At 46.1% G+C, this 20,270-nt stretch carries 18 protein-coding genes; 15 read left to right on the top strand and 3 right to left on the bottom strand.

The genetic code is table 11. The annotated features are described in order from the left end of the window. Positions 1 to 50: 50 nt before the first annotated feature. From livH to D1Z90_RS06100, 12 genes are all read left to right on the top strand, one after another. The gene (livH, locus tag D1Z90_RS06155; protein ID WP_119909872.1) at positions 51 to 977 is read left to right on the top strand and encodes a high-affinity branched-chain amino acid ABC transporter permease LivH; all 927 of its coding nucleotides are present in this window, start codon (positions 51 to 53) and stop codon (positions 975 to 977) included. Further along, positions 974 to 2,242 (top strand): high-affinity branched-chain amino acid ABC transporter permease LivM, encoded by a 1,269-nt coding sequence (locus D1Z90_RS06150; RefSeq protein ID WP_119909871.1) that lies wholly within the window; start codon positions 974 to 976, stop codon positions 2,240 to 2,242. The genes livH and D1Z90_RS06150 overlap by 4 nt, the downstream gene beginning before the upstream one ends. Next, positions 2,235 to 2,999 carry a high-affinity branched-chain amino acid ABC transporter ATP-binding protein LivG gene (livG, locus tag D1Z90_RS06145; protein ID WP_119909870.1) on the top strand — a complete coding sequence of 255 codons (765 nt, stop codon included), beginning with the start codon at positions 2,235 to 2,237 and terminating at the stop codon, positions 2,997 to 2,999. The genes D1Z90_RS06150 and livG overlap by 8 nt, the downstream gene beginning before the upstream one ends. Next, positions 2,999 to 3,703, top strand: a complete 705-nt coding sequence (locus D1Z90_RS06140) for an ABC transporter ATP-binding protein (protein WP_119909869.1) — start codon at positions 2,999 to 3,001, stop codon at positions 3,701 to 3,703. The genes livG and D1Z90_RS06140 overlap by 1 nt, the downstream gene beginning before the upstream one ends. Before the next feature lie 193 nt (positions 3,704 to 3,896). Next, on the top strand, positions 3,897 to 5,348 hold the full coding sequence (locus D1Z90_RS06135; RefSeq protein WP_119909868.1) for a tetratricopeptide repeat protein: 1,452 nt from the start codon (positions 3,897 to 3,899) through the stop codon (positions 5,346 to 5,348). Then, positions 5,345 to 6,916, top strand: a complete 1,572-nt coding sequence (locus tag D1Z90_RS06130) for a GGDEF domain-containing protein (protein ID WP_158587069.1) — start codon at positions 5,345 to 5,347, stop codon at positions 6,914 to 6,916. Before D1Z90_RS06135 ends, D1Z90_RS06130 begins: the two co-directional genes overlap by 4 nt. A 59-nt stretch (positions 6,917 to 6,975) precedes the next feature. Continuing rightward, positions 6,976 to 7,359: a hypothetical protein gene (locus tag D1Z90_RS06125; RefSeq protein ID WP_119909866.1), complete on the top strand. Its 384-nt coding sequence runs from the start codon at positions 6,976 to 6,978 to the stop codon at positions 7,357 to 7,359. A gap of 201 nt (positions 7,360 to 7,560) precedes the next feature. Beyond that, positions 7,561 to 8,862 carry a peptidoglycan DD-metalloendopeptidase family protein gene (locus tag D1Z90_RS06120; protein ID WP_119909865.1) on the top strand — a complete coding sequence of 434 codons (1,302 nt, stop codon included), beginning with the start codon at positions 7,561 to 7,563 and terminating at the stop codon, positions 8,860 to 8,862. 131 nt (positions 8,863 to 8,993) lie between these two features. Beyond that, positions 8,994 to 10,184, top strand: coding sequence for a potassium/proton antiporter (locus tag D1Z90_RS06115; protein ID WP_119909864.1), 1,191 nt, complete (start codon positions 8,994 to 8,996; stop codon positions 10,182 to 10,184). Positions 10,185 to 10,395: 211 nt separating this feature from the next. Beyond that, on the top strand, positions 10,396 to 10,911 hold the full coding sequence (locus D1Z90_RS06110; protein ID WP_119909863.1) for a hypothetical protein: 516 nt from the start codon (positions 10,396 to 10,398) through the stop codon (positions 10,909 to 10,911). Positions 10,912 to 10,971: 60 nt separating this feature from the next. Then, positions 10,972 to 12,411: a sensor domain-containing diguanylate cyclase gene (locus D1Z90_RS06105; RefSeq protein WP_158587068.1), complete on the top strand. Its 1,440-nt coding sequence runs from the start codon at positions 10,972 to 10,974 to the stop codon at positions 12,409 to 12,411. Further along, positions 12,408 to 13,877: a nucleoside hydrolase gene (locus tag D1Z90_RS06100; protein WP_119909861.1), complete on the top strand. Its 1,470-nt coding sequence runs from the start codon at positions 12,408 to 12,410 to the stop codon at positions 13,875 to 13,877. The genes D1Z90_RS06105 and D1Z90_RS06100 overlap by 4 nt, the downstream gene beginning before the upstream one ends. A gap of 23 nt (positions 13,878 to 13,900) precedes the next feature. On the opposite strand, the gene D1Z90_RS06095 is transcribed toward D1Z90_RS06100, so the two are convergent. Continuing rightward, positions 13,901 to 14,842, bottom strand: a complete 942-nt coding sequence (locus tag D1Z90_RS06095) for a hypothetical protein (RefSeq protein WP_119909860.1) — start codon at positions 14,840 to 14,842, stop codon at positions 13,901 to 13,903. A gap of 166 nt (positions 14,843 to 15,008) precedes the next feature. On the opposite strand from D1Z90_RS06095, the gene D1Z90_RS06090 reads away from it, so the two are divergent. After that, complete coding sequence (locus tag D1Z90_RS06090; RefSeq protein ID WP_119909859.1) at positions 15,009 to 15,461, top strand: Hsp20 family protein; 453 nt, start codon at positions 15,009 to 15,011, stop codon at positions 15,459 to 15,461. Between the two features lie 90 nt (positions 15,462 to 15,551). On the opposite strand, the gene D1Z90_RS06085 is transcribed toward D1Z90_RS06090, so the two are convergent. Beyond that, positions 15,552 to 16,055 (bottom strand): glycine cleavage system transcriptional repressor, encoded by a 504-nt coding sequence (locus D1Z90_RS06085; protein ID WP_119909858.1) that lies wholly within the window; start codon positions 16,053 to 16,055, stop codon positions 15,552 to 15,554. Positions 16,056 to 16,315: 260 nt separating this feature from the next. On the opposite strand from D1Z90_RS06085, the gene D1Z90_RS06080 reads away from it, so the two are divergent. Both D1Z90_RS06080 and D1Z90_RS06075 read left to right on the top strand, forming a co-directional pair. Beyond that, on the top strand, positions 16,316 to 17,269 hold the full coding sequence (locus D1Z90_RS06080) for an alpha/beta hydrolase-fold protein (protein WP_119909857.1): 954 nt from the start codon (positions 16,316 to 16,318) through the stop codon (positions 17,267 to 17,269). A 184-nt stretch (positions 17,270 to 17,453) separates the two neighbouring features. Then, positions 17,454 to 18,386, top strand: a complete 933-nt coding sequence (locus tag D1Z90_RS06075) for a ChbG/HpnK family deacetylase (protein WP_119909856.1) — start codon at positions 17,454 to 17,456, stop codon at positions 18,384 to 18,386. A gap of 7 nt (positions 18,387 to 18,393) precedes the next feature. Here the strand turns inward: D1Z90_RS06075 and D1Z90_RS06070 are convergent, their stop codons facing one another. After that, entirely contained in the window at positions 18,394 to 19,905 is a 1,512-nt protein-coding gene (locus D1Z90_RS06070) for a YifB family Mg chelatase-like AAA ATPase (protein ID WP_119909855.1), read from the bottom strand. Between the last annotated feature and the right edge of the window lie 365 nt (positions 19,906 to 20,270).

The raw sequence follows: 20,270 nt of genomic DNA, 5'->3' as shown, positions 1-20,270 counted from the left end.
CCCGGCTTTTTTTGATCTAAAGCGTCCACCCGCGACAGGTTGGTAATATTATGTCTGAGCAGTTTTATTATTTCCTTCAGCAAATTCTCAACGGCGTCACCATTGGCAGTACTTATGCGCTTATCGCCATTGGTTACACCATGGTGTACGGCATCATCGGCATGATTAACTTTGCCCACGGTGAAGTTTATATGCTGGGCAGTTACGCCGCGTTTTTTGTGTTAGCGGGCTTGGCGATGGTCGGCATTGACAGTTTACCTTTGCTGCTTATTGCCGCGTTCAGCTTGAGCATTATCATTACCAGTGCTTATGGCTGGAGTATCGAGCGGGTTGCTTACCGGCCATTGCGTGGCGGCAATCGATTAATCCCGCTCATTTCTGCCATTGGCATGTCGATATTCTTGCAAAACTTTGTGCGCTTGGCGCAAGGTTCTCGCGATATAGCGATGCCGAGTTTGATCACTGGGGGGTGGACCATAGGCCCAGCGGATGGGTTTAACATCACCCTCTCTTATATGCAGGTGGTGATATTTGTCGTGACTTTTTTGTCGATGACTGCGCTGACCCTGTTTATTTCAAAGTCACGAATGGGACGAGCATGTCGCGCTTGTGCTGAAGATATTGGCATGGCGAACTTACTCGGCATCAATACCAATAAAGTCATTTCAATTACCTTTGTTATCGGCGCTGCGCTTGCTGCTGTGGCGGGGGTATTACTGGGCATGTATTACGGTGTTATCAACCCATACCTTGGTTTTATGGCCGGCCTTAAAGCTTTTACTGCGGCGGTGCTCGGAGGCATTGGCAGCATTCCCGGTGCGGTGTTAGGGGGGTTACTGCTGGGTATTGCAGAAGCGATCACGGCGGGTTATTTCAGTACCGAATATAAAGACGTGGTGTCGTTTGGCTTATTGTGTTTTGTTTTACTGTTTATGCCGACGGGTATTTTAGGTAAACCAGAGGTTGAAAAAGTATGAGTAAATCAAGCTTAATCGACGCCTTAATTGCGTCTGTGGTCATGCTGATACTTTCCAGTTGGTTGCTTGGTCTGCAACTGGAAAATCAACCTGAAGGCCTCACCATAGTGCTCAATGACAGTAAACACGTCGCTTGGGTAGTCGCCGGTGTCACCTTGGTGTTTTTTACCCAGTTATTTAAAGCGCCTATTTCTCAGCTCACCCAAGGCATTAAAACTAAAAGCCGTGGCGTGGGTTTTAAACTACCTGCACCAGAGCAAAAGCCGACCTTATACCGCTTTGTAACCGTGGCGGTACTAGCCGGTTTATTAATTTGGCCATTTTTTGCGTCGCGTGGCGCGGTTGACCTTGCCACTTTAACCTTAATCTACGTCATGCTCGGCTTGGGGTTAAATGTGGTGGTGGGGTTAGCGGGGTTACTTGATCTCGGTTACGTTGGGTTTTACGCCGTAGGGGCATACTCTTATGCCATTTTAAACAGCTATTTTGGTGTCGGCTTTTGGACTGCATTACCTATTGCAGGCGGCCTGGCAGCACTGTTTGGCTTTTTATTAGGCTTTCCTGTGTTACGGTTGCGAGGCGATTACCTTGCCATCGTCACCTTGGGCTTTGGGGAGATTATTCGTATCTTGCTCAACAACATGACGGAGCTCACCGGTGGGCCAAATGGCATTAGTCAGATCCCCAAACCCACGCTGTTCGGGTTAGAGTTTGGCCGTCGTGTTAAAGAGGAAGGCAATGGCTTATTTCATGAATTCTTTGGCATTGATTACAGCTCTACTTACAAGGTGATTTTTGTCTATTTGGCGGCGGTTATGCTTGTTGTGTTCACCATCTTTGTGATCAACCGATTGCTGCGAATGCCTTTGGGGAGAGCGTGGGAAGCGCTGCGTGAGGACGAGATTGCGTGTCGCTCATTAGGGTTAAACCCCACCGTCATTAAGTTATCCGCATTTACCATAGGCGCTGCGTTTGCAGGTTTTGCCGGCAGTTTTTTTGCCGCTCGGCAAGGTTTTATCAGTCCGGAGTCCTTTACGTTTATCGAATCTGCCATCATTTTAGCCATCGTCGTATTAGGCGGTATGGGTTCGCAGGTTGGGGTGATTTTAGCGGCCATTATTATGACCATTCTGCCAGAGATGGCGCGAGAGTTTAATGAATACCGAATGCTGATGTTTGGTTTAATGATGGTATTTATGATGATTTGGCGGCCGCAGGGACTATTGCCAATGACTCGCCCGAAAATGGAGATGCGCAATGGATAAGCTATTACATGTCTCCGGTTTGACCATGCGCTTTGGTGGATTGTTAGCCGTCAACAATGTTGCCCTTGATGTGTACGAAAAAGAAATTATTTCGATCATTGGTCCCAATGGTGCGGGTAAAACGACCGTATTTAATTGCTTAACAGGGTTTTATAAGCCCACCGCAGGCCAGATCATATATCGCGGTGAACCGTTACAGCAGTTGCCTGGCCATATTATTTCGCGCAAAGGCATGGTGCGTACGTTTCAGCACGTTCGTTTGTTTAAAGATATGACGGTGATTGAAAACTTGCTGGTGGCGCAACACCGCCACCTCAACACTGGCTTTCTTGCGGGCTTGTTTAAAACGGCAAGCTTTCGCCAAGCTGAGCAGCAAGGTGTAGAAAGGGCGTCGGCATGGCTTGAACGCATTGGTCTCAGTGAGTTTGCCAATCGAGAAGCCGGCAATTTGGCGTATGGTCAGCAAAGGCGATTGGAAATAGCACGCTGCATGATGACGCAGCCTAACTTATTGATGTTGGACGAGCCAGCCGCAGGTTTGAACCCGGCTGAAACTGCGGAGCTTGATGAATTGATTGTGGAGCTGAGAGATAAACACCAAGTTTCGGTCTTGCTCATCGAGCACGATATGAAGCTAGTGATGGGCATTTCTGATCGCATTTATGTGGTTAACCAAGGTTGTCCATTGGCAGACGGCACCCCAGAGCAAATTCAGTCTAACCCTGAAGTGATCAAAGCCTATTTGGGAGAGTTTTAATGTTAGAGCTGAAAAACGTCAATGCCCATTATGGTCAAATTCAAGCGTTACATGACGTTAATATACAGGTTGGCGAAGGTGAAATTGTTAGCTTAATTGGCGCAAATGGAGCCGGTAAAACGACCTTATTGATGACGGTGTGCGGTGAGCCTAAAGCCAGCAGTGGTGAAATTCTCTTTGAAGGTCAGCCCATCCACCACCAGGCTACATCTACCATTATGCGCCAAGACATTGCCATTGTACCGGAAGGCAGGCGGATCTTCTCGCGCTTAACGGTTGAAGAAAACCTGCATATGGGCGGTTTTTTCTTGCAAGACAAAGCTGAGTTTGAGCGTTTAGAACAAGAAGTTTATGATTTGTTTCCACGCTTGTTAGAGCGAAAATTGCAACGTGCGGGCACCATGTCTGGCGGCGAGCAACAAATGTTGGCGATGGGCAGGGCCTTAATGAGTAAACCTCGGCTGTTGTTTTTAGATGAGCCTTCACTCGGGTTAGCCCCTATCATTATTCAGCAGATTTTTGACATTATTGAAACGCTGCGAAGTAAAGGCATTACCGTCTTTTTGGTCGAGCAAAATGCCAATCAAGCTTTGCGCTTGGCTGACCGCGGTTATGTGCTCGAAAATGGTCGTATTGTATTAGAAGACAGCGGCAGTAACTTATTGACCAACGAAGCAGTCAGAAAGGCGTATTTGGGTGGTTGATGAAGAGAAATGGGTGTCATTCTGCTTTTTTAGTCGGTACATTATACTTGGTACTACGAGTTTTTAGGCTTGTGTCAGAGGGTGTAATTGGTGGAAAGACTCATGTTTCTAAGTTTTTGTTGCTTTGAAATCAACTGTAGATTTTGATTTTTGATATTATGGCTCCTCAATTATTATTTGGTTGACTATTTGAATGGAGATAAAGCGTACGTATCGATTTGAAGATGCTGATTTAGCCCAAGCATTGGCTGCAGTGGATAATATCATCACTGAGCGGCCGGTTGACGCCCTCGAAAAAGTCACCCAAATAGTCAATCAAGTACGCTCAACGAATCACGACCATGGTTATGTTCAAGCGTTACTCAAAATGGCTGAAGTTTACTGGCATACCATGGATTATCACGCGGGACTAAAAGTCTGCCGCCGCGTTGAGTCGCTGCTCACCATCGAGCTTGAATTCGAATTCTGTCCAGAGTTGTACCACAGATACGCTTCCCTCAATTGGGGCCTTGCGAGGTATCGCTCTGCCCAACATTACTGGAATCAATGCCTGGAAAAGTCAATCCTGAGTAACCAGTTTAAGTTTCAAATAGAAGCGCTCGTCGGGTTAGGTAATGTTTGGCGAATCACAGATTCACTGCATGATGCGGAGTCTGCGCTGAAGTTTGCCTTGGAACTGGCAGTGTATTGTCAGTTTGAATGGTTAGGTGGTAAGGCTGCCATCTTATTATCTTGGACCTTATTTTTGCAGCAACGATTTACCGACATGTTGCCTTACTTAGATCGTGGTTCCAAACTTCTGCAAGATTGTACTGACCAAACTTGGCACGCTGAGATCCATGATTTTCGAGGTTTGGCACTGTTATATTCAGGAGATGTTGAAGCGGCCAAGAGTGAAGTAAACCTTGCTCTCAATATCGCCACTGAACACGAGCTCAAATGGATGTCGGCGCACGCTTCCATTTCATTATCTAAAGTCGCCAAAGAGACCGGCGAGTTAGAAGCTGCCAACCAGTATTTGCAGCAAGCAGAAACCATGGCGCTGGAATTTGATGAAGGTGAATTGTTGTCGCAAATTTGCCTCGAGCGTGCCAATATCTGTGAGCGGTTAGGCGTCTACCTTGATGCCCTCAATCATTATCAACGATACCGTAATTATTCGGTCAATTTACTGCGCGAGCAATCGGCTTCTAAAGGCCGCGACCAATACTTATCTTCCCGCGGCCAGCTCGATGCGCGCTCACAGCGTCTGATTCGACGGTTAAATATTACCGACCACGTCGCTCAAATAGAGCATTTACCGCAGTTTAGGTTACCACAATCCTGGCTGCACTTAGTGCAATTACGCCGCGATCAAGTGGATTGGGCGATTGTCAGGGTTACGTTCAGTGAGCCAAGCGCTACGCATTTTGGATTGCATGTTTTGTATGCTTTATTGCAGCCAGATGATCGAATTACGCAATGGCAACAAAACCAATTATTGCTAACGGTGCAAGTTGCCCCTGACAAACATCAAAAATTATTACGACATATTCAAGACTTACTCAGCAGTTACCCTTGGTGGTTACAAGGTATTGAAGGGTGTAGCGTTAAAGCTGAATTATGTTTGTTTGATGAATTACAGCAATGGGAGGTACAGCGTTGAGTTATGATATCGATTTATTAACTCAAGCCCACCATGCGCTTAATCAAGGGGAGTTGGAGCAAGCGCTGCAACTAACTCAGAGTTTTTTGCATGATGCGCAAGAGCAGCATGAACACGAGCTGGGTTTGCGACTACTGGCAAAATTGCACTTTAAGTTACGCGATTTAAGCCCTGCAATAAAAACCTTGGAGAAGCTGACAAGCTTATTATCTCGCAGTAAAAATAAGCATGATTATCTTATTGCGCAACAATTTTTGGCGCGTTGCTACGAGGAAGATACCCGTTATCAAGAATCGATGTTAGCTTGGCTAGAGGTTGGCTCTGTTGGCGCGAGTGTTGGTGATGAAGATGCTTTTGTCGAAGCCTTAATTGGTATCGCGGTATTGCTTGAAGTAGTGAATGATCATAAGCGGGCGATGCGTTTTTATAATAAAGCCCAAAGCCACCGTGAAGGCATTACTTCTGCGCCTTTAAAGCTTAGGTTAAATTTGTGCCAAGCCGCCTGTTTGATTTTTCTTGAACAATACCCAGAAGCCAGTGAGTTATTAGACCGCACCGAGCAAGAGGCGGTCAAAGCGGGAGTCGTAGACGCCGGTTATCGGGCCGAGTTCTATCTTTATCATGCCCGAATTTGCCGTGCGCAAAGTAAGTTAGATATTGCCGCTAATTTATTGGTCAAAGCGCAGCATCATAGTCAGTTGGCCGGGTACGTCTGGGTGTCTAACAAGGTTCAATTTGAAAAGTGCGTGGTGAGCACTTTGTCAGGCAAACATGACCCTGCGATTGAGCAATTGCAGGCCAGTTTGGAGCAAGTCCAGCAAGCTAATTTGCCTATTTTAGAAAGCGAAATCTATGATGCTCTGAGTTTAGCTTTTGGCAATAAAGGCGATTTTCAATCGGCACTTGAATGTGAAAAAAAGGCCCATGCAATCGAGGTCGAGTTGCTCAAAAAGGTGCCTATTAGTGAACTCGGGCAGAATTGCTTCCGCCGCTTTAAACGCTGGGAGCCTGAATTAGAAACGGAGAAAACGAAACTCGAAAACCTGGCGCTTAAAACGAAAACACAAAGCCAAAAAGCCATGGTAAACCGACTTGAGCGCGACGTTTACATCGACCCTCTGACTCGTATACACAATCGCCGCTGGCTTGATATTACGTTGGCAGAAAAGCAGAAAAGCTATGCTCTATTATTAATTGACGTAGACCACTTCAAAGGCGTGAATGATAATTATAGCCACCAAATAGGTGATCAGGTGCTCCAGTGTTTAGCCAGCATTTTTTCTCATAATATTCGCCAAGATGATGCCGTGGCGCGCTATGGCGGCGAGGAGTTTGTGGTTTTACTCGCGGTGAGTGATAAAGCTCAAGCCCTCGAGACTGCAGAGCGCTTAAGACTGGCAGTTCAAAATTATGACTGGGCTGATTTAGTGCCAGGGAGGAATATCACCATCAGTGCAGGTGCAGCTTCCAAGGCCGACCAAGATACGGTTTCGGATTTGCTTAACCGCGCTGACCGAGCCTTATACAGCGCCAAGCATAGCGGTAGAAATCAGGTGCAATATCAATAAATTCTTGCCGTAATGTGTTACCTTTCCCGTTATCCTTTAAAGCCCATATAGATATCAAGATGAAATTTTTCCCAACAGAGCAATACAGCAAGCCATGGTGGCGAGCATTGCAGATAATAGCCACCGTGTGGGTGTTGGTAGGAGGCTTTCTGGCCTTGCAAAGCAGTGCGATTATGTTTGGCTGGCTAACCCCCCCGGCGCTTGAACAAGGTACGCCTTTGTCTGAGGTGATGTACGTTGCCCGCTTATTTGTCGTGTTGGGAGTATTGTATGTGGCTGCTGGCATCGGTTTATTGTTGCGCACGTCGTGGGGTAAAGTATTGGGCTACATCGCCTGTGCGACGTGTTTGATGGCGGTACCACTTGGCACAGCCATGGCGTTTATTATGTTTTTCGCCATCCGCAAAAACCAAGGTCAGTTTGGCGCTCGTCCTGGCGTCTAGTTTGGCGCTAATAGCGTGTGACGTTGACAGCATATTTCCGATGCTAAAGCGCTGTGTACGCACTTTTGTGCTCAAACCTTACCCGTTGTATGGTTAAATGAGCACAATCCCTTGTTCCTAGCGGGCGGTGGCTATATTCTAATGACTTTTTCTTATACACTGCTTTGTTTTGTTATATTATAACGTTTTACTTTGGCGCTCATGATTCGACGTTTACCTAAATTCCACCTAACCGCTATTGCGGTGGTGTGCATTACTTCCTTATTGGTTTTGTTTTGGCCTGCCGATGACTCAGGAACCTCTACTGCTGCTGGACCTGACAGCAAAATAGTAAAGCCATTAACCCTTGACCTTGATAAAGCAAAATCTAACCAATACGTCGGCCAACCAACCCAAGACCCCGCTGATGTGGTGCGTGCGCATGCCGCTATGGGGCAAGACATGTCGGGGGTCACTGAGCATTTTATTGAAATTAAACGGGGCGATACCGTTAGTCATATTTTCGATCGCTTACATATTCCGCCTCGAACCTTAATGGAGCTATTGGTTGCAGATGAAGAGCACTTACAGTTAGGTAACGTGCAACCAGGCCAGTCTATTAAAGCCACGCTAGATGACGATAACAAACTCACGCAACTGATTTTAAACATCGACATTGCCAACCAACTGACCTTTAAGTTAGAAGATGGCAACTATGTGGCAGACCTTTACACTAACCCTGGTAAGTGGTCACAGCGAGCGGTTAGCGGTGAGATCCGCGGCTCGTTTGAAGCCAGCGCACGCAAAGGTGGAGTAAAGCGCAGTAGCGTTGCTCATATTACTAAGTTACTGGAAAACAGACTTAAGTTTAAAAACTTGCGAGCGGGTGACAAGTTTTACATGGTGGTTAACGAGCAGCGCATTAACGGTGATGATGTTTACCAGGAAGAGGTCTTGGGGGTAGTGATTAAAAGTCGCAATAATACCTACAGCGCGTTTATCAACCAAGATGGTAGTTATTACGATGAAAAAGGCCAAGGCTTGACCAAGGCTTACCGTAAATCTCCAATTAATGGTCGCTACCGTATTAGCTCTCACTTCAATTTAAATCGTAAGCACCCTGTGACGGGTAAAGTGAGGCCTCATTATGGTACTGACTGGGCCACGCCTATTGGTACTTCGGTATATTCAATTGGTGACGGTGTAGTAGAGCGAGTGGCGAATCACCCGCTTGCGGGTAAGTACCTGGTTATCAAACACGGCCGTAAATACACCACTCGCTACCTACACTTAAGCAAAATCCTGGTGCGCAAAGGCCAACGGGTTTCAATGGGTGAGAAAGTCGCTAAAACTGGTAATACTGGGCGTTCCACAGGCGCACATTTACATTACGAATTCCACATTAATGGCCGTCAAGTTAACCCGTTGAAGGTGAAATTGCCTTACTCTGCCTCAGTACCCAAAAGCCAAATGGCTTCATTCAAGCAGTCGGTGAAATCGATGAAACAAGAGATGGGCATTTAATTTCAAGGGCGAGTCCTTCACATTTTCTATAAAAGGCAACCAAGTTAATTCAAGGTTGCCTTTTTTATAGTAGCTTTATCAAAGAGATGGTTTAGCATAAAGCGATATAACTAGCACTTAGAGAGGCGAATGTGACATTAGAAATAGGCATGCTGGGCTTGGCTATATTGGTAGCGGTGGGCATCTTGTTACATCAACCTTCAAAAACGTTAGGGATCCCTTCATTACTGATTTTCATGGGAGTCGGTTTAGCTTTTGGCAACGGTGAGTTTGATTTTACCTACGACAACCTAGGCTTAACTTCCTTAGTCGGCAGTATTGCGCTGAACATGATTGTATTTGTGGGTGGCCTAAATACTTCGACTCAAAGCATTCGTCTTGCGTGGCGTGAAGGCGGCGTGCTCTCTAGCTTTGGCGTATTGTTTACCTCCATTATCTTCGCGCTGCTGATGCATTACCTCTTTGCTATCGATTTGCTCTGGTGTTTACTCTTTGCTGCGGTGGTGTCTTCGACTGATGCTGCTGCTGTGTTTTCGATTTTAGAGTCTAAGAAGCTGAAGCTAAAAGAAAACACCGATACCATTTTAGAATTTGAATCGGCCACCAACGATCCCGTAGCCTTGCTGATGGTTATTCTGTTAACGGATATCATCATGAGCCAAGGGGCTGGGCAAACGGATGCTTGGAGCATTGCCACCATTTTGTCGCAACAAATTGTGGTGGGTATCGCAATGGGTGGCCTACTGGCTTGGCTAAGCGTCGTGGCGCTTAATAGCATTAAGCTGGAAGAATACGGCTTAATTCCCGTTTATGTGCTGGCGTGCTTTATGATGATCATGCAAAGCACGGAATTACTCGGCGGTAATGTGCTGATCGCCTTATACATTGGTGGCGTGGTGATAGGCAACAGCATTTCACGTGGCCGAGAAGTGAACAAACACTTTTACAATAGCCTGTCTTGGCTGGCACAAAGCCTAATGTTTGTCATTTTGGGTTTGCAAATATTTCCGCAATCTCTGGCAGAAGTATTCTGGGTTTCTTTATTCCCAGCGGTGTTACTTTGTGTCGTGGCAAGGCCGCTGGCGGTGCAGCTATGTTATTTGCCGTTTTGGCGCGCAAGTTGGCGCAAGCGATTGTTTATTTCCAGCATAGGTTTAAAAGGGGCTACACCGATAGTTTTTGCGTTAATTCCTGCCACGGCGGGCGTAGAAGGTTCGATGAATATGGTACACATGGTCTTTTTTGTGGTGCTATTTTCGGTCTGTGTGCAAGGTAGCTTGATTGAACCCTTAGCAAAGAAGCTGGATCTCGTTGATAAATAAGATCTAGTCATCAGAGTGATAACACGATGAGGCAGTAGGCTTATTATTTGTATGGCCAATGAGCTTAAGGTCTAATATATGAATTGTTTTATATTTATTTGATGGTAAATGCATCATCTGTCCATCTTTAGCGGCTAGCCTCGCGCATAATAAAAAAGTGATTGCTAAACCAAGGTCGGCAATCATTATTGTGAGGTTTCAAGGAGGAGTCATGTGGTTTAACCCCATTAAAGTTGGCATTGCTGTATTAGCACTTGTTTCACCCAGTATTTTAGCTGAATCAGTCGCTAGTTACCCCGTTGGGTGGGAGTCCTGGCCAGTAGTGAAAGAATCTCAAAACTTGCCCGCTGATACTGTATTGCCGCCAGACACTTCGCTCTTCATTCAAGAATCAGTGAAAGCTTACGATTGGATTAACAACGGCTTAGGCTCGCCTTTGACTATCCGCGTCAACCCCGAAAAATTAGAACAATACAAAACTCATGGCCCTTATACCGACGGCCCCACAGTGGTTGCTATATCTGAAGTGCAAGGCATTATTTGGGTGACAGAGCATTTATCGGGTTTACCCATTTATGGTTCTTACAATCGCAAGGGTGAAGACATTAGCAGTATGCACCCCTCTCTGGAAGCCAGTTTTTGTCATCAATGCCATGACGCGTACAAAGATATCTGTATTAATGGCACATGTACCGAGCCAGTCCTTGGCGTCTATGAAAAGCAGTAATTCAGAGCCCGTTTGCGGCCAATGATGCTCTCGCTGATTAACCGTCTGAAGCTAAATCAGGTGCTGTTTGTTTCGCACCTGTTGTTGGTTTTGGTGATTATTCTCGGTTTGAGTTGGGCGCGTTACCACAGTGAGTGGAGTTCTCGGGTGGCCCATGCCGCGGCTTTGGCCAATCTGGCCATGAACGATGTGGTAGGAGATATTTCCACCGCGGTGTCTGGCAACAGCTACGCAACCATGTTAATGCCCTCAGCGGTGGACAAGTTTAATAATATTAACTCATTGCGATTTTTTGATGTCAGTGGTTACTCGGATTACAGCACCAAGCCTTATGGACTGAGGTACTTTCGTGAGCAGTCATTAGCTGATAATGAAGCGCGTTCTGGCAAGGTGTGGCAAACCCAGGTTACCGAAGCAGTATTGATGGATGCATTGGCAAAGGTGGATCGTCTTAAAGCGGTCAAGCAGCATTCCAATGCTAAAAAAGTCGATTTTCTATTAAACAAGGCCGAGCAGAATTACCTTAGTTTAATCAATAGCTTTGAGTTGAGTTTGAATTTTAAGCTCCCTTGGAAGCAACCTGAAATAGCCCTCGACGGTTATTTCCTCGACTCAAAAACGCGCAGTTTACATACCCGTTTGCCGTTACGGAATAAAAATGGTGGTGCGGTTTGGGCTGTGTTTGATGCATCAGAGTTGTATTCCTTACGTGCAGAAGTATTACAAAGTATTTATGGCGAAGCTTTTGTTGCCTTAATGTTGTCGAGCTTGATCATTATTATCAGTACTCGTTGGATTGTATTACCGCTGAAACGGCTGACTCAGCACATGGCGCAAGATATCAATGAAATAGAATTAGAAGCCATCGCAGAATTGAAGCGAGAAGACGAAATTGGCGTCTTAGCACGAGATTTCTCCGCCTTAATTACCCGCAGCAAGTTGCAATTGCAGCTGCTTAAGCAGCAGTCTGAGGTCGATCCGTTAACGGGCTTGGGCTCGCGCTTGAAGTATTCTCAAAGTGTAGAGGCCTTTATAAAAACCAGCCGTCAGCAGCCCGATTATTTTGGCTTAATCATCTGTGATGTAGACCACTTTAAAGCTTACAACGATATATATGGCCACGGTCAGGGGGACATAGTATTAACTTCCGTTGCACAAGCCATACGTCAGCCCTTGCGCGAGACCGATGGCGCATTTCGTATTGGTGGCGAAGAGTTTGTGATTTTAGTTCGCGTCGCAGCTGCAACTGACGTACAGCGTCTTGCTGAACGGGTCAGGCGGGCAATGCTCGAGCAGCAAATTCCGCACAAAGGCAATCAACAACATCAATTTGTGACATTATCAGTGGGCGCTCTGGCGGTAGATCTGCGCCAGTTTTCGAAACGCATTGCTTTTTCGCAGCTGTTTGAAATGGCCGACAAGGCTTTATATCAAGCGAAGAATAATGGCCGTAACCAAGTCATCTTTAGCCAATATAACTCGTACAAGGAAACGTCATGACCAACAGCAGTCAAAAACGATTATGGATTGATACCGACATTACCATAGGCGATAAAGCCAGTCCTTTAAGCTATTGCGACGTCGATGATGGGTATGCCCTTGGGGTGCTATTTCGTAGTCCTGAAGTGTTGATATCTGGCATCTCTTCCACCCTTGGTAATACTCAAGATATTGCAGAGTCGACAGCTAAGGCGCAGCAGTTTGTAACTCGCTTTGGTGCCACATCGTTGCAGGTGTTTGCTGGTTCTCCTGAACCACTAAGTAACGATGCGCCAATAACCAGCACCCAGGTTGCGGCCGTTAATGCGCTTGCCGCGGCTTTAGAAGAAGGGCCCATGACGGTGTTAGCCATTGGTGCATTGACCAATATTGCCATGCTGGCGTTATTGCGGCCTGATTTGGTGGCGAATATAACCGAGTTAGTGATTGTGGCTGGACGACAAAGCCAGCAAGAGCATTTTATTTCCGGCCATCATCAACCAAAACCTTTTCGTGATTTAAATTTTGAAGCTGATACGTTGGCTTTTGAAGTCTTGGCAAAGCACCAGGTAGCATTCACCATGGTGCCATTTGCAGCGTGTAAAGACGTTTGGGTTAAACCTCATGATATTGCTCGTCTAGAGTTAGCTAATCGTTTAGGACGTTACTTAGCAAGCCATTCCTTAGGCTGGTTAGCGGAGTGGGAATTGGTTTTTGGCGCTAATGGTTTTAACCCGTTTGATATGGTAGCCGCCGCTTACGTGATTAACCCTGAGTGGTTCAGCGTCAAAGAGTGGCCGTATGAAGTGCAATTTGGCCCCAGCGATACCTCTAAAGGAGAAGATAAAGCCTACTTAATCTGTAATGCTCAAGTGCAATCAAAAACGAACGCAAAGTATTGTGTAGAATCGACACCTGCAGTGCAATCCACCTGCATGGAGCGCTTGTGTCGCCATGAAATTGCGCCATTTGTACTGGGCCTTTCACACATTAACGTGATTGTGGAAGACGTGGATATTGCTGCTGACTTCTACCAACGAGTATTGGGTTTTGAGCGTGCCATTGATCATGATGGTTCGGCGATGGATTACCGTGGCGTAACCATGGCGGCTTTTGCCGTAGATGCGGGTTTACCCCAAGACCAAGTTAACGTTGATGTATTATTTGTTAAACACCCTGAAGCTGGCATTTTCTTAGAGCTAATGCGCTATCACGCTCCTCATGGTACCGAGCAATTACCCAAGCAACCTAAGACCTATGATCTAGGTGGACCTCGTCATATTGCGTTGGAAGTTTCAAATTGTAATGCGGTCTTTAGGTACTTAAAAGATCAAGAGGGCGTCACCATGATTAATCCGGATAAGGATTATCACCCGGTCAAGCTTGACGGTTTTCCTATTAGTTTTTTTTACTGGATAGACAAATACGGCATTCAGTGGGAAATGGAAGAAGGGCGCCAAGTTGGCGCCGCAAGGGGCATAGTGTAAAGACTATGGGCAAGTTGGCGTGGTTAAAACGCCAGCTGTTGCAATGGGCCTGATTTAAGCTGCGCTCGGCAAGGTGCCGTTTCTTGTTCGAGTTTATCGGCGTCATCGCTGAGTTCACTCTCGCTTCCTACTGAATCAGCTAAGCTTGAGTCTCTCAGCGCAGCTTCTATCCATTGGCTAGCATCGCTCACGGATTGCTGTAAACTCGCTTCCTCATAAGCTACTTGGTCAGCAGCTTGTGCTCCACTGGCTAAGCAGCTGACCCGGTGGGCGGCATAATGCAGCGCATTTTTGTTTTTACTCTGGCTTTTTTGAATCACACCTAATAGATAACCCGCATTGACCAAGCGATGTAACGCAGCCTCTGTAGAAACCGGTTTGCGCTGCTCATTTTGATGATATTGCAACCATAAGCAAAACATGCTGCCAGCGTTAAAATCTGCATCCGTTATCAATGCTCGGCGTTCAACTAAACTCGTTTCCGGTAGGCTGCAGTGGCCAAATAGAATTTGTGAAACTTGATGAAAGTAACCAAGCAAACTGGTGTCCAGCGCCAGCGTTGTCGCAAATTCATCGGCGTTTTGTTTATCGCTAAACCACTTGTCTAAACTGGTTTCTTGCCTTCCTAATTTAGTTTTAACAATCTTATTTTGTTCTGCGCAGTCTTGCAGGTGTTGCAGCTCTAGCACTACGGATAATGCACTGGCCGCTAAGCTCATGCTGTTGTTAAGGACAAATTGGTTTGCTTCTTGGGCACTGATTTGCAGCTGCCATTGCGCTGTGGCTTGTGGCGCTAAAGTAATGCTCCATTTCGCAGGCGCAAGTTTATGTTGATTTAGCTGCTGATTAAAAAAAGCCACTTCTTGATGGCTTTGTTCACTGATGTCATAAGCCAATGCCAGAATGTTGCCGTGGCAAGCTGGGTGGGCCTTAGCAAAGGCGGCGAGGTCGGGAAATAGAGACATTTTGGCTTCCTGATAGTGAGCGAGGTGGGCAGGATACCATGGCATTTTAAAAAAAATTCAAAAAAAAATTTGAAAAGCCAAAAAGGCACCCTACGAATAAGAGTGAAGGCTCATGTCTCAAAGAGAGTGAGTCAATTTAGATGATTGCTTCTTTAGGAGAATACAAATGAACACGATTGATCTAACCCCTCTTTACCGCAATAGTGTAGGCTTTGATGGCTTTGGGCGTATACTCAATAGTGCGCTGCGCCAATCTGATAGTAGCTCGGGCTACCCGCCATATAATATTGAAGTATTGGCTGAAAATCAGTACGCCATCACGCTGGCGTTGGCAGGCTTTAACGAGTCAGAGTTAAACATTGAAATTGAAAACGCAGTTTTAAAAGTGACTGGGCGTAAACCTGAAGCCAGTGAGCAGCGAACGTTTCTGCATCAAGGCATTGCACACCGTAACTTTGAGCGCAAGTTTACCTTAGCTGAACACGTTGAAGTGGTTGCCGCAGATTTTGACCAAGGTTTGCTGAATATTCGTTTAGAAAAACGCATACCTGAAGCGTTGAAACCGCGCAGCATTGCGATTAATGGCCAGAAAACCCTGAGCCAAGAGCAAGCCGCATAAGTATGAAAAGCAGCACTCAATTAATTGAGTGCTGCTATGAAAAATTGATTATCCCAAGAAGAACATTGCTTGAACTCTTACCAACGGCTTTTATGCCACGGCTTCAACTCTTAAATCTTGATTAATATTTTTTAATTCATCGAGCAGTAATTCAGTACCCAAATCTACCGGTACTAATAAATTCATATCGGCATAAAATACTATGGTGCCCATTTCTGCCACGCTTAAGCGGTGGTTTTCCATGTGCTCAATAGTGACTCCTTTTTGATCCAGTAAGTTGGTAATGTCACTGATTAGACCAGGTTTGTCTTTAGCTTCTATTCGCACTTCAACTTGTTCACACTCGGTCACTGTGACCAAGTTGATAGCAGAGGTGCTGACATGAAAATCGGCAATGGCATTAAACTCAGCCTTAAGGGCAGACATATTTTCTTCTGGCATATCAATTTTTATGATGCCTACCAATTGTCCTTCGAGTCGGCTGATTTTACTGTCTAACCATTTACCACCTAAATTGTGGGTTTTTTCGGCGAGTATTTTTAATAAGTTAGGTCGATCACTGCCTGCGATGGTCGCCATAAATTGTGTATTCATATATCCCCCTATAATTTAGGTGCTTGGTCGTGCCAATGAAATCATCGCCACCCTACCAGCCTATCTAAAACAATTTGCTAAAGTTCTGATCTAAAACAATTTGAATATTAAATCTTGATGAAAGTTGAGATTTTAATGAGTCATATTTATGTAGCCCGTCAATATCGTCAATTGCGTCAAACCCTATCCACATCGAGACGCAATTAGGCTACACCTAGTTAATACAGCAAGCATAGTTGCGGTTAGGAAAGGATGCGAATATGAAAATCGCTTTAGGCATTATCAGTGGTGTGCTCATCAGTGTACTGTTGGCCAGTAAGTTAGCCGTTGCGGCGGGTCAGGTTGAACAGTTGTCGACCCAAGTGGCAGCATTAAAAAGTAACGGTTTAGGCACGCCGACTAAACAGGAAGTGAGTGTTTATATTCCACCAAAACAAAAGGGTAGGGAGCTTTCGGTCGTGTATTGGCTGCTAGACTTCAACCAAGATAAATACGTCATGAACAGTTTACAGCCAATGCTCGACGAGTACTTCAAAGCTCACCCAGAAGCATATTATATGATAGTGGCGGTGCCTAGCCTCAATAAGCTGGGCGGCAGTTTTTATCTTAACTCTGAATTAACCGGCTTGTGGCAAGATTATACTGTGTTTGACCTGCCGTTTTGGATTGAGCAACACTATAACCTTACTATTACTGAGCGACGACGCGGGGTGGCGGGTTTTGGCATGGGTGGTTTGGGGGCGTTAAACATCAGCTTGCAATACGCAAATGTGTTTGGTGTTGCGTTTTCGGCAGGACCAACCATGTTGCAAAGTACGGATTTTAAAACCCAACTTACCGCTTGGCCGCAGCCTTATCGCATGGCTTATGGCGCATCGGTGGCGCCAATCAGTGGTGAAGAGTATGGCCAGTATCCAAACTTTGATGGTTCAGAAGCGGATCTGGCGCTGCAGCAGTTATGGATGCAAGGCATTGCCAATTGGCCGCAGAAAATCGACTTGTTTTATCGACTGGGCTCGCCGCTCTCGCTCTGGTTAGAAAATGCAGAATCTGATCCTAGCCATCAAGGCAGCGCCATTGATCAATTTCATCAGCAGTTAACCTTGGCCAACTTTGAGCATCAATTCCATCGTTACCCCGGCACAACCAAAGCGCTTTGGCCAAACCGGTTTGAGCAAGCCTTGCTGCCCTATTTTACCCAAACTTGGCGCTAAGGGCATCGACGGGATTTCAACCTGAGTAATACAGGTACAATAGAAAAGTCAGTGTTAGCTCACATAGCCGTGGTTACCTTCTACCATTGTGTAAACAATGACATAGCATAACAGTGAGTGGTAAATTCAGTGTGCGGGTGTTCTCAACTTTGTTTTTCTAACTACAGATGTAATCGAGTGTTAAATGACAAATGATCTGATTAACCGGTTAGGTTTCGAGTCTGATGAAAAAGTGGTGATATTTCACTGCGATGATATTGGTATGAATCAAGGAAGTGTAGCAGCCTACCAAGACTTAAAAGATTTTGGCATTGCTTTGTCTGGGTCAACCATGGTGCCATGCCCTTGGTTTTTAAAAGCGGCTGAGCTGTGTCGTGAACAAGCTGACGCTGATATGGGGGTTCACCTGACGCTGACTTCTGAGTGGCAGCACTATCGTTGGCGACCGCTAACGGCAGGTCTAGCTAATACAGGGTTGGTAGACTCACTGGGCTTTTTTCATGCCAGCGAATACGACTGTTGGCAACAGGCAAAACCGCAAGCAGTATTTGCTGAAGCATGCGCTCAAGTAGAGGCAGCATTGGCAGCGGGCATTACGGTGAGTCACCTTGATTCTCATATGCTAAGCATGATGTCGGCTAAAACCTTGCCTGTTTTTTATCAAGTCGCGCAGAAGTATCAATTACCTATGCTTGCCATGCACAGTGATTACTTAAACCGAACTCCGAGGTTTATTAACCATACCGAAATGGCCCTCACTGAGACGCCGCTGTGTCCAGAGCATGCCAGTGTAGCTGCAACCACTGCGCAAATGGAGCAAGCCGCTGAGCCATTATTTGATCACTGGTGTTCCTTGCCTTATCAAGATGACAGCAACCGGGTTGAAGCTGTGAAACAATGCTTGCAGCAACTGCCAAACGGGGTGAGCTTTTTTATGTTGCATCCTTCCATTGAAGACGATGAACTTAAACGCATTTGCCCAGATATGGATTGGCGTATAAGGGTGGCAGACTATCAGGCCATGTTGGATAAGGGACTTAAAGCTTATATTAAACAACAAGGTATTCGCTTGATTTCGTTCCAACAAATTTTGGCACTGAAAAACCATTCAAGCTAGCGTATAGCTACTGTAAGCTGCTTAATAACCTGTCCATGGCGCGGTAGTTTAGCGCTTCGGTGAGGTGTTCGCGTTGTATTTGCGGGCTGTGTGCCATATCGGCGATGGTTCGCGCCACTTTAATGATGCTATGCCATGCACGAATAGATAATCCCAGTTTGCAAATAGCTTGCTCTAAAAACTCGGCATCTTGGCGTTGCAGTGGTGCCATTTGCTTAATACTGGCAGCTGATAAATGGGCATTGAGGCTTCCTTGACGTTGCTGCTGTATTTGTTGGCACTGAATTACCTTGGCTTGAATTTGTTGATTGCTGGGCTCATTGGGTTGCGATGTTCGATGGCCTTGGCTGAGGCTGCCTGCAGGCAGTTGTGGCAACATGACGGTTAAGTCAAACCTGTCTAACAAGGGGCCTGAAAGCTTATGTAGATAACGCTGTATTTGCTCTGGCGTGCTACGTCGCTGTGGCCCTTGAGCATGTCCGCAAGGGCTGGGGTTCATCGCCGCTATGAGTTGAAAGTTTGCGGGAAACTGCAATCTTGCATTGGCTCTGGCGATGGTCACACTGCGGTTCTCCATCGGCTCTCTGAGGTTATCGAGTACCGCGCGAGAAAACTCGGGCAGCTCGTCCAAAAATAATACGCCATTGTGGCTTAGGCTAATTTCCCCGGGTTTTGGCTTTCCACCCCCTCCCACGAGAGCGGCCGCTGATGCGCTATGGTGCGGTTGACGAAAAGGACGCTGTTGCCAAGGTATAACCTGTTCTGTTAGTGAATAAACACAGGCGGTTTCTAGTGCTTGTTGCTCATTGAGGGGCGGCATTATGCCTATCATGCGACTTGCCAGCATACTTTTACCAGTACCAGGTGGCCCTAGCAGTAAAAAATGATGGCCGCCACACGCTGCAATTTCTAATGCTCGTTTACCTTGGTGTTGGCCCATGATATCGCTCAGTTCTGGGCTGGGTTTTGATGCTGCAGCAGAGTTATCCGACTGTGCAATTGGCAGCTTCGTTTGGTTTTGTAAAAACTGGCAAACTTCTAATAGCGAGTGCGCCAGTAAGTGTTGGCCACTGACCCTGGCAATATCCTGTTGATTGTCCTGCGGTGCTATGACTTGGCGCTGACCTTTTGCCGAAGCCATCGTCATCGGCAGCATCCCTCGGCAAGGGCGCAACTCTCCAGATAATGCCAGTTCGCCGTAGAATTCAAATTGTGCCAGGCGTTTTGCAGGGATTTGGCCTGACGCCGCCAGAATGCCGATGGCAATCGCCAAATCGAAATGGCCCCCGTGTTTCGGCACGTCAGCGGGCGCAAGGTTAACGGTTAAGCGTTGGCATGGGAATTCAAAATGGGCATTTTGAATGGCGCTGCGCACGCGCTCTTTGGCTTCTTTTACGCTGGCTTCAGCTAATCCGACGAGGTTAAATGCGGGCAAACCTCTGCCGATATGAATTTCTACTTGGACTTCGCTGGCTTGGACGCCCAGCAGACTGCGACAGTGTAAAATGGCCAGTGACATATTTTCTCCTTGATAAGTTTATTATTAACGAGTGGCGGAAAACTGCCCGAATTTATCAATTTAACGAATGCGGCGAGGCGCTTTGTTTTTAATCAGCAGCCCCCTGTTGGCTTAGGTAGAAGGCTTAAGTGGAGGGGAAATAAAAAAATGATGTTTTTGGCGCTGTTTTTTTAACCGGTAAGAGATCTTGCAAATGATGTGTTCACTGTTTTTTAATCCGGCATAAATCAGAATAAATAGTATATAAATCTAATTTAATCCGGTTTTGATGGGTTTTGTATAGATGATGTTTCTGTTTATGTCGGCTTTACTAGCACAATGTAAGGTTGTTGAACTTGCTCACATAACGGCTTTATGGTAGTTAT

Source organism: Motilimonas pumila, from assembly GCF_003596335.1.
In the GTDB taxonomy this organism is placed as follows: Bacteria; Pseudomonadota; Gammaproteobacteria; order Enterobacterales; family CBDFNC01; genus Motilimonas; species Motilimonas pumila.
This window is presented reverse-complemented; position numbering and strand designations above follow the sequence as displayed.